The sequence below is a fragment of the Nitrosarchaeum sp. genome (assembly GCF_025699065.1).
GTDB lineage: Archaea > Thermoproteota > Nitrososphaeria > Nitrososphaerales > Nitrosopumilaceae > Nitrosarchaeum.
The window spans coordinates 32,521-48,148 of record NZ_JAILWF010000006.1; the positions used below are offsets into that span (position 1 = coordinate 32,521).

Here is a 15,628-nt window from a genome sequence, read left to right on the forward strand (position 1 = left end):
ATATCATCCTAAAATCATTGATTTTGCTTTGGCTATTGCGTCGTTTATTTTAGATGTGTCTTTTCCTCCTCCCTGAGCAAATTTGGCATCTCCGCCTCCTGCTCCACCTAGTATTTCAGCCACAGATTTGGCAATATTTCCGGCATTTTTGCTCTTTGAGGCCTCATCTCCAGAATATGCTATTACTCGAATCGTTGGACCTGATTCGAAAATTCCGACATATACTGAATTCGGATTATCCTTGACTAGTTTTTTACCAAAGTTCATGTGGAAAAATTCGTCATACTGTTTTGAATTTGTAAAACATGATTTTATTTTATCTACATTAATTTCGATTTCATCTATGACTCCATTACTTGATTGAGCTGTAACTTGTTCTAATAAAACAGGAATCTTTTCTTTTGCCTTTTGCTTTTCTTCTTCTCTTTGTTTGTCTTTTAGCTCTTTTTGCTTTTCTTCTTGTATTCTTTTTGCGTTTTCAATCTCTTGTTGTTTTACATATTCTTTGGCAGTCGGACCTGAGACAAATTCCAATCTAACAACACCATCTTGAATTCTCTTAGTCTTTGTTATCTTGATTAATTCAACTTCTTTTGTCTTTTTGACATGTGTTCCACCACAAGCTTCAACATCAAAGTCTTCAATTGATACGATTCTAACTGACTTTACTGGAACTACACCTCCCTGATAAATTTTAAATCCATACTTTTGTTCTGCAGTTCCCCTGTCATAGTTTTGTATGGTTACTGTCATGTCTTTTGCAACAATATTGTTTGCAGCATTTTCAATGTCCTGTACTTGCTTGTCAGTTAGTGAAGAATGATGAGTGATATCCAACCTTGCATGATCAGCTTCTTTGAATGCAGAGTGCTGCCATATCCAAGAACCTAATACTCCTCTAGCTGATGAGTTTAGTATGTGAGTGCTGGTATGATTCTTTGTAATGTTTGATCTTCGAAGTGAATCTACTTTGCACTTTACTACCTCGCCTTGTTTTGGAATTACTCCTTCTATCTCATGAACTATGACTCCACCGTGTTTGTTTACATCAATTACTTTTGAGCCTGCAATGATACCATAGTCTGGCTCTTGTCCACCACCTCTTGCATAAAATGAGGTTCTATCAAGCACAACAGATTTATCAAAAACTTTGAGGACCTTTGCATCAAACTCCATTGGATCATCTTTGTAAAAGAGCATCTCGGTTTCTGGAAGATCATCAAGTGGAAGTTGTTCAATGTCTTTTTTCTTGTCTGACTGGTGAAGATCTGATAATTTTGCATAAAATGATGAGGGAATTTCAGATATTACGTCAATTTCTCTTAGATACTCTGGTGTAATTCCATCTGATTCGTATAAAGTGATTAACTCATCTACTGTTGGCGCTCTGCCTTTTCCTTTAAGGCGTTCTGCCATCTTTCCCATTCTTACCTTTGATTCAACATATCTTTCTGATTCTAATTTCAAAATGGTCTTGACATCTTGTCTCTTTTCATCTAATTCAGGATATGTGTCTCTGAGATAATCAATATGCATATCTACTAACTCATCGATATCCAGCTTGAGATTCATTCTATCTATTGTTCCATTGATTCGTCTTAACATCATTCTTAGATTATAACCTCCGCCAACATTGCTTGGTAATGCACCATCAGTAATTGCAAATATCAGAGTTCTAAGATGATCTGCAATTAGATACATTCCTTCAAGTGGTGTGATGATTCGATTGACTTGATCTTGTGTTAGTCCAGCTGTTTTTACGGCATTTTTTCTTACTTCAATCAAGTCGTCATGAATCTCTAGATTCTTTGCAATTGCGGTAAAGTATTTTCGTAACATCTCAGAATCTGAATCAATTCCAATCTTTTCAAACAGATGATTAGTGATTGGACCAAAGCAGCAGTCATATGCAGTAGGAGTTCCCTTTGTAATCCAGGCAAATCGCTCAAGACCTGCACCCATATCGATAATCTTTTGATCTAGAATGGTGTGTTTTCCCAACTCACCTTGAAATTCAGTAAATACGGCATTTCCTAGTTCTAATCCTCTGACAAAATATTCTAGTGAAGAACCAAAAGAGCCACCGCCTGCCCACACATCTTCAACAAAAACCACTTCTTCTTTTTTAATTCCAAACTGCTCTGTCAATAATCTAAAGTCTAAATCAACACATTCATCTTTCCAGTATCCTTGTGCATTTGGAATACTATGTTGTCCAATCATACAAAAGCTAGAAAAATGTCTGCCAGTTACTCCGACATTTTCCAAATCCTTGAATCTCAAACAAGTTTGTGGCACTACAAGTGGATTTGCAGGAAACTCAAAGACTACTTTTGAACCCATTATTCTTTGAAAATCAACAATTGATGCAATAGTAAAGTATAGATCGTCTCGCCATCTACAAACAACTGGATATCTTGAAACTGATGTGTGGTTGTTTTTTACAAAAAATGATTCTACTTCTTTCCAGGCCTGTGTGTAGTCAAATCTCTTTTTAGTTGGTGGATCTCCTATGAATGAATAAGTATCGTCTGCATCATCAGGACATAATCCTCTCTGCGAATCCAGAGTCCAAAAATATCTTTTACACTTTAAGCATGATTTTCTAACAAATCCTTGTTCTTCAAATAACTTGACCTTATAGTATCTGTCTGGGTCAGATGAAAATTCATTCAGAATTTCTTTTTTATCCAACGAAGAACTTCTATTTGTCCAATATTAAGAATTGTCGATTAATAATACATTAAATAAACTGGCAATATCTTGCAAATTATGTTTAAGAGAAAACCAGCATTACGAGAAGGGGTCCATGTTTTCTCTACTAAAAAAAATGGCGAATATTATGATTTTATCTTTGGAGTAATTACTGGCGTTGATGGCAGGAAAGTTGGTGTCAATGGAGTAATTGTCAATCCAGTAGGCCTGAAAAATAAAATTGCTCAGGGAAAAGCAGGTGAACGTTCCTCTGAGATTTTGGAGCATCCAACACCTGATAATGTGGTTTTGGCCCTTGTGTATAGAGTAGAACATGAAAACTATGCTGAGGTATTAGATCTTGATAAAGACAAATGTGATTTGATTCCGCCAAAAGTTTATGCAATTTTAGATGGATGGATTCGCGAGACTCTGCCTGAATTTATCAACAATGTATTGTCTTTGCCACCAGGTCCAGAAAGAGATGAAGCTAAACGTGTCTTAAAACACAGAATGGAAACACTAGTTGATAAAAATCTAAAACGAACTCTTTATTCTGTTTGCCGAAGTCTGAAAATTCTAAACTAAACTTTTTTCTTTACACGTCATTTGTTGGATATCGAATCTAGAGTTTTAAGAAGGATTTTTTGGGATTTAAATCTCAAAATACCATTAATTTTGATAATTTCATGCGTGAGTTAAATGGAATTAAATGGTCATGAAAAAAAATTCATTCTATATAAGACATTCACATTCAAAAAGATGTGAACAATAACAAGATGGAGAGATTTAACGGAGAATTTCGAGACAGAGAGAAAGTTACAAGAGGATTGAAAAAAGATGAATCATCATTGATTGATGGCTATCAGTTGTATCACAATTACATTAGACCGCATATGGCGTTAGATGGAAAAACACCATCAGAAGCTTGTGGGATTACCATTCAGGGAGGAAATAAATGGAAAACGTTAATTCAAAATGCAAGTAGATAATCTCAAATGGTTCAGAGAAGTAGAAAGAATCTAAAGATAGGTATCGGAGTTTTCATTATGGTTTCAGGCATATTGAATATTACAATGGGTGAACAATCCTATCAGAATTTAATGGAAAATAGAATCATTACACTAGCTTACATCATAGTTGGAATATTGATCATATTGGGAACAGATAGGATCAAAGAACTTTTGAGAATAACTCCAAAGGTGAAACAATGACGGGAGAGGGTTTAGGATATGACCTTGGCAGTATGCTTTTCTGGGTGTTACTTGCTGGTGGCATAGTGGGTGGAATCATTTACAGTATTTGGAGAAAGAAAAAATGACAAAAAAATATCTATTTGGCACAATTCTAATGATTCTATTCATTCCATCTTCTCTCTATGTTTTCCTTTTGATCTTCCAAGGAAAATCCATAGATGAAATAATCCCATACATTATGGGAAGTATAGTATTATTGGGAATTGGGTTTTTGCTTCGTTCTAAAAAAATGTGATTTTTTATCCCGACACAAATAACCAAATACAAAAAATCCCACACAATTTAAAATCCAAATGATTGTAGAAAATTCTAGCAACCTTTAGGTAACACCCCTTTGAGAAACCGACAACGAAACAGAATCTAACTCCACCATAGTTTTATATTATGCCCTAAGAAAATCTCGATACAATGGAATACGTTTATGCTGCTTTACTTCTTCACAAGCTACAAAAAGAAGTTAATGAGGCAAACATCAGCTCAGTTGTAAAAGCATCTGGCGCTGCAGTTAATGATGCTCAAGTAAAAGCATTAGTTGCAGCATTGGCTGATGTTAACATCGAAGAAGCAATCAAAGCCGCACCTGTAGCAGTAGCAGCAGCAGCCGCTCCGGCAGCCGCAGCAGCAGGTGAAGCAAAGAAAGAAGCACCAGTTGATACCAGTAAAAATGAAGAAGCCGCGATGGAAGGTCTATCTTCACTATTTGGATAAACAACTATTATTTTTTCAATTTAATTTTGATTTTTTACATCAATGTTAATTAACAATTATTTGTTTTTTGTATTGATTGGTTGATTTTTCAATTCCTGCTCATGTGTTTATCTACATTTTAGATCTCTTTGGAACAATGGCATTTGCAGTAACGGGTGCTTTCAAAGCCATAGAAAACAAATCCGACATCGTCGGAGTTTTACTGTTAGCGACAATTACAGGCGTTGCGGGAGGTGTAATCCGGGATGTTGTGATGGGCCAGTTTCCAAACGCATTATCTGATCCGGCATATGTTGCAATAACAGTTACATCAGGAATTGCAATTTTCTTTTTATATACACATCTCAAAAAACACTGGAATTTATTTTTGAAGTTTGATGCAATTGGACTTGGTGTATTTTCAATAATTGGAGCAACGTTTGCATACAATTTAGTAGGGCTAAACTTTCTTGCAATAATGCTTGCAGGTGTACTTACTGCCGTAGGTGGTGGTATACTTCGAGATGTCTTTGTCACACAGGTCCCAATAGTTTTTGTAAAGGAATTTTATGTCTCTGCAAGCTTTATTGGAATTTTGGTATTTTATTTTATGTTGTACTTTGGTGGAGAGTTGTACTCTGCAACAATTGTAGGATTGACAATAACTACTGCATTGAGATTAATTGCAATGAAGTATAATTGGAATCTTCCTAAAGTTAAAGGAATTTAAGATTAAGCTGGACTGTAGCCTTTGGCTTTTGATGCAAGGCCTTTTGCTTGGCCTTCTGCCTTTTGCAAAATCTGCTCTTTAGTTTCACTTGTCATAAATCCAGACTCTACTGATAATGAGCGAGCATGCTGAGCTGCCTTGCCAATAATTTGGTTAATGTTTTCTGGAGTAACATATGCTGCCTCAATTGACAGTGATACTGCTTCTTGGTGATATTGAGCAAATGCATTTCTAATTGCTTCTACATCAATTACCATGTCTTTTTCTGCATATTTGAGACCCTCCTCTAATGCAGTGTATAGTGAAATTCCAGCTTCAACTGGTTTGATATCTAATTTACCTAACAATACTGCTAGTTTCTCATTAATTACTCCGCCTTTCTTTACTGGAGTTGAGTCTTTTGCAATCCAAATTGTTCCTTGATCAATCTTTGTTGGAATTCCAGCCTCTTTGAATTCAGTAAGCATTGGACCTGGAGCAATTCCCGTGTTCTTTGCAGGAACTACAATGTCTACACTTGCAATATCCCCACCTCTTGCTGCCATCATAATTTTGTTTTTGGCAAGTAAGACGTTTAGTTTGAATGGTGACATGTTTGTAAATATGAAAAGGCATTGACCTACTAGTTCGTCAGCAATTCCTTTGATTCCTGGAATGTCTGATTTTTCTAATGCTTTTTGTGCAACTCTGTCTTTGACACAGACAAATTCTACCTGACCTTTGAGTGCTTTTCTTAATGGTAATAGTTGTGATGCTCTAACTTTGTTTGTCTTTACTAATGCAACAACTTTGTATTTTTTTGGAATCTCCATCATTTGTTGATACATCTGAGTTTTTTTTGCTGGATATTTTGTTCTATTTTCATGCATGTTTCTTCTTGACCTCTTCTATCTGTTTAATTGGTTTTCCCATTGTGGTTTTAATGATAATTCTTTTCATGTTCTTATCTCCGTTTGGTAATTTCTTTTCAACTGCAGCAAGTACTGCATGTGCATTAATTGCCAAGTCTGCATCACTCATTGTCTCATCACCAATTTTACATGACATTGCTAATGTTGCTCTTGCTCTAACTTTGATTGATGCTCTGAATCTTGTTAGAAATGATTCAATTGATGCGTTAAATGGAACTGGTGTTGGCATTTTACCTCTTGGACCTAATAGCTGACCCAATACTTTACCGACTACTGGCATTATTTGTGTGTCTGCCAAAAAGAAATCATATTTGTTGATAAATTTTCTAGATGCTCTTTTATTTGCTGCAAATCTATCTAATTCATCAGAACCTACAACTGCATCAGCTTTTGCTGCCTTTGCTTTTTGACCCATATCTCCTGTTGCCATAATGCAAACAGTTGATGGGGAGCTTGTCTTTGGTAGTTGGACTACTTCGTTTAATGCAAAGCCCTTTTTGACATCAATATCTTTGAAGACTAGAATCATCTCAACAGACTGTGTAAACTTGCGTTGTTTACTGCCTGTCTTAGCCTCTTTGATCATGTCTGCAAGCTTTGCCTCGGTAATCATTATGAAGAATTTCCGAGATTGCCTACTTAAAATCGTTTAGAGGAATGGGAGTTGAGAATTCTATTTTATTTTAAAAAATTACACATTTCTATGCCAATTTTTGAAATTAAGGGACAAAAATCCTCATGAACTTACATTTATTAATTCACCATCCTCCATTTTCGAATAGATTGCAGAAGTTTGATGATCTTGATATGAAACTCTTAGCAGAGTTGACAAAAGATGGTTCAATCTCAGTTCCAGAACTATCAAAAAAATTAGGAATCAATGCATCTGTTTTGTACAGCAGAATAAAGAGACTGGTAAAAAAGAAATTAATTAAAAAATTCACAATAGTTGTAGATGAATCTCTTTTAGGAGTTGGAGTAAAGGCATCAATTGGAGTTAACCGCGATCCAAAACTAAAAGATACTATTCACAAACAACTGATGGCTACCCCTGAGGTCACGTCAATTTCTGAAGTTACTGGTAGATTTGATATTATAGTAAATGTCCAGACAAAAAATCTAGAGGTACTTCATTCTATAGTAATTGAGAAGCTAGGAAAAATTGATGGAATAATTAATACTGAAACTTTTGTAGAGTTACAAAAAACGAATAAAGATTTAGTTTATTCTGTGGTGTAATTTAGTTTAATTTTGCGTCCCACTTGCCAGCGTTAATCTCTGCTGTGATTTCTTTTGGAGTCTTTCCCTCCACTTTGATTCCAAGTGATGAGCAAGTTCCAATAATTGTTTTAGCTACAGATTTTAGTGAAGTTGCATATGATTTCTCTAGTTTTGTTTTTGCAACTTTTACTACAGAATCAATGGTAATGTCTCCTACCCAAGCAGTTCCTGCAGTACCTGTTCCTTTCTGAACTCCGGCCTCTTTTAGCAATAATGCAGCAGCCGATGGAATTCCAATTTCTATCTCCCATTTTTTAGTATCTGGAAATACTGAAACTGTAACTGGAACTTTCATTCCCTCAAAATCTTTTGTTTTATCGTTAATTGCCTTGATAATCTCCATGATGTTTACACCCAATGGACCCAAAGCTGGACCTAGTGGTGGACCTGCAGATGCAGCTCCTCCTGTTACAAGTGAAGATATTTTTTGTGCGTCTACCATGTTTATCAGCTTATTATGAAAAATTTAATCCTTCCTAAGACTCACTAGATAGTTTTAGGTAGTTTGCGTCGACAGTTACTGGTAATTGATATGATGCATCAAGTAAGACTACGGTTGCTTCTTCTTTGTCTACATCAATTCTTGTGATCGTGGCTTTCATTCCTTTGAATGGACCGCCAGTGATCTCAACTATGTTATCTACTGTTAATTGTGAAACTGTGGATTTTTTGACTAGATATCCTTCTATATCTTTGAATTCTAATTCTCCTCTTAGTTGACCACGAATATGTCTGATTCCTTCAACTGCCATGTATGCATCACTTGGGTTAATTGCCTCAATGACAACGTATCCCTTTAGATTATCAACTAGTAATACGGATTGAATATTCATCTTATTGTTACTTGCTTTAGCTTCAAGTAATCTCATTACCACTTTCTCTTGACCTCCAGTGGTTCTTATTGCAAAAAGGTGTGATTTTACTTCTTCAGACATTTTACCTACCAAACGTAATTACCGAAAAGACAAACTGTATTGTAAATCCAATGGCACCTACTCCTCCAATTCCCAATAATACTAATCTGAGATGCTGTTGATACTCATCTTTGTCTGGCTTTTTTGCCATCTTCATAGTATTTGCCATGTTTTTCAAAGTCTGCTTCGGGTTCATTGCCTGAAATTAATAAGGTGTCCTTATATCTCTTATCTCATGGAGCTGCTAGTAGCTTATCGCGATGACCCTGCAGGATACAATATGGCAAATTTTCTTTCTCAAGAAATGAAAAAAGAAGGTGATATCTATCATGGAAAATACTATGATTTGCTGATAATTCCAACTCCTGCAATTTCAGCTGATTGGCTAGAAGAAAAATATGATTATGATGGATTTATTTTTCTATCAAAACATGCTGCAGAATCTGGAGTATTGGCACTTACCTGTCACAGTACTGGAAATTTCTCAGAAGCCAAGTTTGGTGGAAATGATAGACAGATTGCAATACCACATCCATTTATCCAAAAAACATATCTTCAAACTTTATGGAAACACAAATCCATTTTTTCTGATTTTCAAATTACTATAGAGGCAACTCATCATGGACCAACTGCATTATCAAAACCTACAATATTCATTGAAATTGGAACCACTGAAAAGCAATGGACTGATGTAACACTCTGCAATTCAGTAGCTTCTCTAGTTCATCAAGTGATGAGTGGTCACATCAAAGCATCACCCATCGCCATATGTTTTGGAGGGACTCATTATCCAGACAAATTTACAAATGAATTACTTGAAGGCAAATACTCCCTTGGAACTGTTGTGCCAAAACATGCCTTAGATAATATTGATGAGAATCTGTTTTCTGAAATTTTATCAAAAAATAAAATGGCAACAACTGCTCTGCTTGATTGGGGAGGAATGGGTCCAAACAAACAAAAAATTCTTGAACTACTAAAGACAACCCATCTTGAGGTAATCCGATTATGAGTATTGATAAAAAAATTTACAAAAAACTACTTGAAGTACCAAAAGGAAAAATTACCACTTATGGTGAACTGGCAAAAGCAGTTGGTCTAAAAAATGGACAACGAGCCGTTGGAAAAATTATGAACAAGAACCCATATCCTGTAATTATTCCATGTCACAGAGTTATCAAATCCAATGGAAAGATTGGCGGATATGCATACGGTGAAGAAATAAAATCAAACATGTTATCAAAAGAGGGAATAAAGATTCAAAATGGAAAAATTTTGGATTTGGAAAATTCTATCTATCGATTCTAGATTCTTTTTGCTATAATCTCTTCCATCAATAATCTGAGGTGTGCTTTGTTTCTTACAGTGTTTCCGCCTACTTTTTTGTATAATGCCCAAAATTCAGGATTTGTCAAATCCTTTCTGTCTTTAGCAATCTTTAGTAATCTTCTGAGTGAGCGAACCTTTGCAACGTAGACGTCCTTCTTTCCTATTCTTGCCCCTTTTCTACCTTTTTTGGAGCCTTGCGTTGTTCCTCTTTTATGCTTTTGAGCTTTCTTCATTTGTGATCTGCCCTTTGAGGTTCCAACAATTGGTTTAATGGTAATTTTCTTTGCAGTAATTAAACTTCGAATATTTTGTCTAGTGATTGCATCAGCTACATCGTCTAGATGATCAGCATCTAATCTGACTCTATTAACTCCAACTCCTGTAACTCGTGCTACGAGTCTTTTTTTAGCTTTAAGATTTACTACCAACGGTTCTCACTCTTGCGTTAAATATTTTGAACTTGCTTTCAAGTGCTTTTACTAAAATCTCTTTTCTCTTTTTAGTACCTACACTATGTCCAAATCTTATTCCATCTGTTTTTGGATTAAGATTTTCCAAGTCACTTAATTTGTAAACTAAATTATCTGTATATCCTGACGGATGTAATCCTTTAGCAATTTTTGGTCCACCGTATCCGACTTTGACAAGTCCTGGACGACCTCTGCCACCTTTTAATTTTCTTTGATGATGATCAACTCCTTTTGGTTTTCTCCAATTGGTTTGTAATCTAACATAACGCCAGCTCTCTGGTCTGACAAAATCTGGATTATTTCCTTTGATCTCTTCTCGTTTTGCTAGCTTCTCTTTATTGATCGGCATTAGTTTGACTCTTGAAATTTTAAATAAATACGTTCCTAGATTAAAAAAGATCATCTTTTGGGAAAGAGATAATAAGGAAAATTGAGTCGGATCGAAATATCTCATGATCAAGCCTGGGATTCCTATGATAATTGCTGAGGGGTGCTATTACCTCTGATCGAAGTAGTAAGTACTCTCAAAGTTGACAAATTCTTATCTCAAATTCAGTCATTTGGAATTTCTCCCTCAAAGATACATCGAAATCTGAGTGTAGACGACCTAGTAAAAATTGCAGTAGAGAAAAAAGAAGGTGTAATCAATTCAACCGGTTCTCTTTCTGTTAATACCGGCAAGTACACTGGACGTTCTCCAGATGACAGATTCATCGTTTATGATGATAAGACTCACAATACTGTAGATTGGGGTAAAGTAAATCACCAATTCCCCTCTGGCAAATTTGAGAAATTACTGGAGAAGATGAAATCTTTTGTAAGCAACAAGGAACTCTACGTCTTTGATGGATTTGTAGGAGCTGACAAGGACAATCGTTTACCCATTAGAGTGATAAATGATCATGTATGGCAAAGTCTCTTTGCAAGAAATTTGTTTATTCGACCAACTAATGAGGAGCTAGAAAACCATACTCCTGAGTTTACTATTTTATGTATCAATAACTTTGAGGCAGTTCCGGCAGTAGATGGTACCGAGTCTAATGTTTTCATTATTATTGATTTAACTAGAAAAATTGTCTTAATTGGAGGAACCCAATATGCAGGTGAAATGAAAAAATCTATGTTTTCTGTAATGAATTTCCTTTTACCTGAAAAAGGAGTTTTCCCAATGCATTGCTCTGCAAATATTGGCAAAGATAATGACACTGCATTATTCTTTGGATTGTCTGGTACAGGAAAGACAACGTTATCCGCTGATCCAAACAGAAAATTAATTGGCGATGACGAACATGGTTGGTCTGATAACGGGACATTTAATTTCGAAGGAGGATGCTATGCAAAATGTATCAACCTAAGTCAAGAGGCAGAACCTGAAATTTGGAACGCAATTAGGCCAGGGGCTGTCTTAGAAAATGTTGTACTAAATAACAATAATCCCGATTATGATGATAATCTCTTAACTGAAAATACTCGAGTTGCATATCCTCTTGATTACATTCCAGGTGCAGTTATTCCAAGTGTAGGTGGTCATCCAAAAGTAATTGTATTTCTAACAGCTGATGCGTTGGGTGTTTTGCCCCCAATCTCCAGACTGACTAAAGAAGGTGCAATGTACCACTTCATGTCCGGTTATACAAGTAAGTTGGCAGGAACTGAACGAGGAATAAAGGAACCAAAATCTGTATTTTCTGAGTGCTTTGGAGCTCCATTCATGCCTAGACCAGCTGCAGTATATGCCAAGGTGTTGGGTGAAAAAATTACCAAACACAATACAGTCGTTTATCTAGTAAATACCGGATGGTCTGGTGGTCCATATGGTGTAGGTAAAAGAATTAAGATAAAATACAGTCGAGCAATGGTTACTGCTGCAATTAATGGCTCATTAAATATTGTAAAATACAAACATGATGATTTGTTTAACCTAGATATTCCAACTGAAGTGCCAGATGTTCCTTCAGACATTTTGGATCCGAAAAATACTTGGACTGATAAAGACTCTTACGATCTTTCTGCTAAAAAATTAGCTCAAATGTTTGTTGAGAACTTTAAAAAGTTCCAAAATGTTGCACCTGAAATCATTTCAGCAGGTCCTGTGTATCGTGCTTAACTGATTTTATTTTAACAGCTCCAATAATTCCTATTATTGCCACAATTCCTAAAACTATCGTTAACTGTTTTTGTGGAACATCTATGATTTCAAAATTATCTTGAGTTTCATCAACTGAATCTGCAATGATGGTATTGTATGCATCTAGTGTTTGGTCATTTGATTTTATTTTTGCTTCAATCCAATATTCTCCGTTTTGATTTATTCTAATTTTTGCATCCTTATTTGGCGTGGCAGTGATTACATCTGTTATCTCCGTGTTGCTTTTTGTCACTGAAATCTTTGCAAAATTCCAATCTGGATCATTAATTGTAAAAAATAATGAGTTATTATTTTGAATCACATCAATTGATGCTTTGGTATAGTGTATTTGTATTGGAACTGTGTATTTTATTTTATCATGATTGATGAGAATTTTTTCTTGAAACATTCCATAGTCTTCTCCAGAGATTTTAATTTTAATTATTAAATTATTTTCTTGTAATGAATCTTCAACTTGAATAAATTCAGGACCTTCAAATGTTACATTGAGATTATCCAAAGTTCCATTAAGCAGTTTTAATTTTAATTGCTTTTCTGCCGTTTTCTTATCTGATGATAAATTGACTACAAAGTTTGGCGGGGTGATGATTAAATTAGCATCAAATGCCTTTCCAAGATTTAGCCTGCCTGAACCAGTATCACTTAATGAAAATTCGGAGCCATATGCGTCAGATACCCTCTCTGAAGTGGTCATGAGAAGTGATTTTATCTCATCATTTGTCATGATAGGATACTTTTCTAGTAGTAGGGCAACCGAGCCACTCACATGTGGGGCTGCAAAGCTAGTCCCACTAGTAAAATTGTATCCTCCGTTTGTCTGAGTTGTATTGATGTATGCCCCTGGTGCTACCAAGTCAGGTTTTATGTAAAATGGTGAAACAGGACCCCTTGAGCTAAAATGTGCAACAAAGTCTGGGTTGTAAAACAAATGTAAGTTAGCTTTACTTTCACCAAGTTCTTTAATCTCCAGTCCTTCTTTTCTATCAATTGATACTACAGGAATTTGTGGCTTGTAGTTTGGCTCTATGAATTCATGAATTAACTGACCAAGAAAAATTCCTGGTTGGTTGTTGTAGACAATCATTGCCTTTGCACCTGCATTTGCTGCATTTTTTTCTTTAATTGAAAAATATAACATCTCGCCTTCTATGTCGCTTCCTCTTTCTACAAGTAAAATTGCATCAGTTGTATTGATTTTTTTTAGTTCTGTTTCTTTTCCATATCCTCCGAAAACAATTTTTCCAGTAATTGGTTCGTCAAGTTTTGTAGAACCTGTCATTGGAATTACAGTGTATGGTTTTTCATTAACCTCAAGTGTTGCAATAAGACTAGATGTCAAGTTGTTATATGTTGCACCAACTGTAATGGAGCCGGGATTTTTTCCTGGGCTGCCAATAGTCTGAGGGATTGGTCCATCATTTCCAGCTGCTGTAATTACGATAATTCCTTTTTGCAGTGCATTGTCTACTGCTTTATCGATATTGGCGTTTGTCTTGTTTACACCAAGACTTATGTTGATAATGTCAGCATCATCTTCAATTGATTTATTGATTGCCTTGATTATCAAATCCGATGATACTCCTTCTCCGTCTTCTGAAACTTTGTAAGCTAGAATTTTTGCCTTGGGTGCAACTCCTTTTAGAATTCCATCGGCTGCAATTACTCCTGCAACTTGAGTACCGTGACCGTTAGTGTCAAGTGGCGGTTCGCCTTCATTTATGAAATTATATCCGCCAATGACTTTGCCATCTGGTCCAAAACCAAAAAGATCTGGGTGATTATAGTCAACTCCAGTATCGATTACTGCAATTTTAATTCCTGATCCATCGAATCCTTCCATTCTTGGAATATCTCCTCCGATAAATGGAATACTTTGTTCAATGTATGTATGGACATTATCATCAGGTAGTAATTGAAAAATAATTAAAGATGAAAAAATAACTATGATACTTGCAAAAACTACCCCAAACTTCATAATTTCATGATATTTTTAGCAAGTAAAAACCAATTGTCTACTAAAGCAATAAATTGAATAAATACTGCATAACTTCTATGGGAAAATACACACTTCCACAAATACCATATGCTTATGATGCATTAGAACCTCACATTGACGCAAAAACAATGGAGATTCATCACACAAAACATCATCAAGCATACACCGACAAACTAAACGCTGCACTAGAAAGTTGCCCAGCTGATGTACAAAGTAAAGATATCTTAGACATTTTGTCTAACATCAACCAAGTACCTGAAGCGCAACGTGGTGCCGTTAATTTCAATGGTGGTGGTTATGATAACCACAAGCTATTTTGGAACAACATGAAACCAAAAGGAGGCGGCGAACCAGGAGGAGTAATTGCAGATGCAATTATTAGCTCTTTTGGAAACTTTGCAGCCTTTAAGGAGAAATTCTCATCTACTACTGCAGTAATTCAAGGAAGTGGTTGGGGATGGTTAGTATACAATCCTTCAACAAAGAAGGTCGAGTACAAATCTATGCCAAACCAAACTAGTCCAAGAACAGAAGGATTAGTTCCATTATTGGGTTGTGATGTTTGGGAACATGCATACTATCTGAAATATCAAAACAAACGACCAGATTACATTGCATCATGGTGGAATGTAGTTAATTGGGACGAAGTAGAAAACAGATACTCCAAAGTAAAATAAAGTTCTATCTTTATTTTTTTTATTATCTCTATTTTTGAATCTGATTTATTTTAGAACAATTTCCATGAATGAATTTATAACCATCTCAGGGTTGTTTGTTGTAAATGAGTGAAGAACAGGCCCAACACTTGATGCAGCAACTCCAAATGCTTGAGACTTACTATGGAGATTTATCACAACGTGAAGCTACACTTGTTAATGTTTTACGAGAGGCCATATCTGCAATTGAATCAATCAAAGCACTTCGCGAAAAACCAGATTCTGATAGTTTGGTACCCATTGGAATGGGAACTTATGTGCAGACAAAAATCTCATCAGCCAATAAAATAATTTTGAATGTGGGGGCTGGAATTGCTATGGAAAAAACTTATGATTCTTCAATAAACTATCTTGAAGCAAGAATAAAGGAAATTGAAGTTGCTATACAGGACACTACTGCGCGAAAACAAGATGCTATGGCAAGATTAGAACAAGGCAAAGAGCAAATGAATCAACTCATGCAACAAACATCAGAAGATCTTTCAGGATAAAATA

21 protein-coding genes are annotated in these 15,628 nt (G+C 35.6%); 12 read left to right on the forward strand and 9 right to left on the reverse strand.

Annotated features, from left to right (window positions below; translation table 11 throughout):
* Positions 1–3: 3 nt before the first annotated feature.
* Complete coding sequence (gene alaS / locus K5782_RS07440) at positions 4–2,694, reverse strand: alanine--tRNA ligase (RefSeq protein ID WP_297465396.1); 2,691 nt, start codon at positions 2,692–2,694, stop codon at positions 4–6.
* A gap of 78 nt (positions 2,695–2,772) precedes the next feature.
* On the opposite strand from alaS, the gene K5782_RS07445 reads away from it, so the two are divergent.
* The 6 genes from K5782_RS07445 (at position 2,773) to K5782_RS07470 (ending at position 5,367) form a co-directional block, all read left to right on the forward strand.
* Positions 2,773–3,282: a hypothetical protein gene (locus K5782_RS07445; protein WP_297465398.1), complete on the forward strand. Its 510-nt coding sequence runs from the start codon at positions 2,773–2,775 to the stop codon at positions 3,280–3,282.
* 176 nt (positions 3,283–3,458) lie between these two features.
* Positions 3,459–3,686, forward strand: a complete 228-nt coding sequence (locus K5782_RS07450; protein WP_297465400.1) for an integrase core domain-containing protein — start codon at positions 3,459–3,461, stop codon at positions 3,684–3,686.
* Positions 3,687–3,692: 6 nt separating this feature from the next.
* Entirely contained in the window at positions 3,693–3,908 is a 216-nt protein-coding gene (locus tag K5782_RS07455) for a hypothetical protein (RefSeq protein WP_297465403.1), read from the forward strand.
* A gap of 103 nt (positions 3,909–4,011) precedes the next feature.
* A complete protein-coding gene (locus K5782_RS07460; protein WP_297465405.1) occupies positions 4,012–4,185 on the forward strand; it encodes a hypothetical protein in 174 nt (57 codons plus the stop codon).
* Positions 4,186–4,358: 173 nt separating this feature from the next.
* Entirely contained in the window at positions 4,359–4,658 is a 300-nt protein-coding gene (rpl12p, locus tag K5782_RS07465) for a 50S ribosomal protein P1 (RefSeq protein ID WP_297465406.1), read from the forward strand.
* 76 nt (positions 4,659–4,734) lie between these two features.
* Positions 4,735–5,367: a trimeric intracellular cation channel family protein gene (locus K5782_RS07470; protein ID WP_297465408.1), complete on the forward strand. Its 633-nt coding sequence runs from the start codon at positions 4,735–4,737 to the stop codon at positions 5,365–5,367.
* 2 nt (positions 5,368–5,369) lie between these two features.
* On the opposite strand, the gene K5782_RS07475 is transcribed toward K5782_RS07470, so the two are convergent.
* On the reverse strand, positions 5,370–6,236 hold the full coding sequence (locus K5782_RS07475) for a 50S ribosomal protein L10 (protein WP_297465410.1): 867 nt from the start codon (positions 6,234–6,236) through the stop codon (positions 5,370–5,372).
* Complete coding sequence (locus K5782_RS07480; protein ID WP_007549773.1) at positions 6,229–6,891, reverse strand: 50S ribosomal protein L1; 663 nt, start codon at positions 6,889–6,891, stop codon at positions 6,229–6,231. Before K5782_RS07480 ends, K5782_RS07475 begins: the two co-directional genes overlap by 8 nt.
* Positions 6,892–7,085: 194 nt before the next feature.
* Here K5782_RS07480 and K5782_RS07485 point away from each other — a divergent pair, with 194 nt between their 5' ends.
* On the forward strand, positions 7,086–7,517 hold the full coding sequence (locus K5782_RS07485) for an Lrp/AsnC family transcriptional regulator (protein ID WP_297465412.1): 432 nt from the start codon (positions 7,086–7,088) through the stop codon (positions 7,515–7,517).
* 1 nt (position 7,518) lies between these two features.
* Here K5782_RS07485 and K5782_RS07490 read toward each other — a convergent pair whose 3' ends face one another.
* The 3 genes from K5782_RS07490 to K5782_RS07500 are packed head-to-tail and all read right to left on the reverse strand — an operon-like array spanning position 7,519 to position 8,669.
* Positions 7,519–8,001 carry a 50S ribosomal protein L11 gene (locus K5782_RS07490; RefSeq protein WP_007549775.1) on the reverse strand — a complete coding sequence of 161 codons (483 nt, stop codon included), beginning with the start codon at positions 7,999–8,001 and terminating at the stop codon, positions 7,519–7,521.
* Positions 8,002–8,035: 34 nt separating this feature from the next.
* On the reverse strand, positions 8,036–8,494 hold the full coding sequence (locus K5782_RS07495; RefSeq protein ID WP_007549776.1) for a transcription elongation factor Spt5: 459 nt from the start codon (positions 8,492–8,494) through the stop codon (positions 8,036–8,038).
* Between the two features lies 1 nt (position 8,495).
* On the reverse strand, positions 8,496–8,669 hold the full coding sequence (locus tag K5782_RS07500) for a protein translocase SEC61 complex subunit gamma (protein ID WP_048109392.1): 174 nt from the start codon (positions 8,667–8,669) through the stop codon (positions 8,496–8,498).
* A gap of 39 nt (positions 8,670–8,708) precedes the next feature.
* Here K5782_RS07500 and K5782_RS07505 point away from each other — a divergent pair, with 39 nt between their 5' ends.
* The gene (locus K5782_RS07505; protein ID WP_297465415.1) at positions 8,709–9,485 is read left to right on the forward strand and encodes a D-aminoacyl-tRNA deacylase; all 777 of its coding nucleotides are present in this window, start codon (positions 8,709–8,711) and stop codon (positions 9,483–9,485) included.
* A complete protein-coding gene (locus tag K5782_RS07510; RefSeq protein WP_297465418.1) occupies positions 9,482–9,781 on the forward strand; it encodes an MGMT family protein in 300 nt (99 codons plus the stop codon). Before K5782_RS07505 ends, K5782_RS07510 begins: the two co-directional genes overlap by 4 nt.
* Here the strand turns inward: K5782_RS07510 and K5782_RS07515 are convergent.
* Both K5782_RS07515 and K5782_RS07520 read right to left on the reverse strand, forming a co-directional pair.
* Complete coding sequence (locus tag K5782_RS07515) at positions 9,778–10,230, reverse strand: 50S ribosomal protein L19e (protein ID WP_297465420.1); 453 nt, start codon at positions 10,228–10,230, stop codon at positions 9,778–9,780. The genes K5782_RS07510 and K5782_RS07515 overlap by 4 nt on opposite strands.
* Entirely contained in the window at positions 10,214–10,621 is a 408-nt protein-coding gene (locus K5782_RS07520; RefSeq protein WP_297465422.1) for a 50S ribosomal protein L32e, read from the reverse strand. Before K5782_RS07520 ends, K5782_RS07515 begins: the two co-directional genes overlap by 17 nt.
* A gap of 201 nt (positions 10,622–10,822) precedes the next feature.
* Between K5782_RS07520 and pckA the strand changes: the two genes are divergently transcribed.
* The gene (gene pckA, locus K5782_RS07525; protein ID WP_297465638.1) at positions 10,823–12,379 is read left to right on the forward strand and encodes a phosphoenolpyruvate carboxykinase (ATP); all 1,557 of its coding nucleotides are present in this window, start codon (positions 10,823–10,825) and stop codon (positions 12,377–12,379) included.
* Here pckA and K5782_RS07530 read toward each other — a convergent pair.
* On the reverse strand, positions 12,348–14,396 hold the full coding sequence (locus K5782_RS07530) for a S8 family serine peptidase (protein ID WP_297465424.1): 2,049 nt from the start codon (positions 14,394–14,396) through the stop codon (positions 12,348–12,350). The two genes, pckA and K5782_RS07530, sit on opposite strands and share 32 nt — an antisense overlap.
* Before the next feature lie 77 nt (positions 14,397–14,473).
* On the opposite strand from K5782_RS07530, the gene K5782_RS07535 reads away from it, so the two are divergent.
* Together K5782_RS07535 and pfdA are read left to right on the forward strand one after the other, a co-directional pair.
* The gene (locus K5782_RS07535) at positions 14,474–15,094 is read left to right on the forward strand and encodes a superoxide dismutase (RefSeq protein WP_297465426.1); all 621 of its coding nucleotides are present in this window, start codon (positions 14,474–14,476) and stop codon (positions 15,092–15,094) included.
* Positions 15,095–15,198: 104 nt separating this feature from the next.
* Positions 15,199–15,624 carry a prefoldin subunit alpha gene (gene pfdA / locus K5782_RS07540; RefSeq protein WP_297465427.1) on the forward strand — a complete coding sequence of 142 codons (426 nt, stop codon included), beginning with the start codon at positions 15,199–15,201 and terminating at the stop codon, positions 15,622–15,624.
* Positions 15,625–15,628: the final 4 nt, after the last annotated feature.